The organism is Candidatus Clostridium helianthi (assembly GCF_045310795.1).
Classification (GTDB): Bacteria; Bacillota; Clostridia; order Clostridiales; family Clostridiaceae; genus Clostridium; species Clostridium helianthi.
In genome coordinates this window covers 1-202 of sequence record NZ_JBJIAB010000280.1, presented here as the reverse complement: position 1 = coordinate 202, position 202 = coordinate 1, and the positions used below count along the sequence as shown (strand labels likewise).

1 protein-coding gene is annotated in these 202 nt (G+C 31.7%); it reads right to left on the bottom strand.

The window, feature by feature from the left end; translation table 11 throughout:
* Nucleotides 1–202, bottom strand: a 202-nt coding sequence (locus ACJDTP_RS28100) for a transaldolase family protein (RefSeq protein WP_406763097.1), incomplete at both ends; no start/stop codon positions are given.

Genomic DNA, 202 nt, shown 5'->3' with positions numbered 1-202 from the left:
TATCATATTCTTATGAATTGCTGCAATTTCTCTTCCTTCTTTTATCATTCCTTCAGCATCTTCACTTACAACTTCTCTACTTATTGGTCCATCAACTATTTCTGTAATTTCTTTTATTACTTCACTGAAGTCTCTTCCTTCTTTTGCTATTAATGATGGATTTGTTGTTACACCACATATTACTCCCATTTCATTTGCTTCT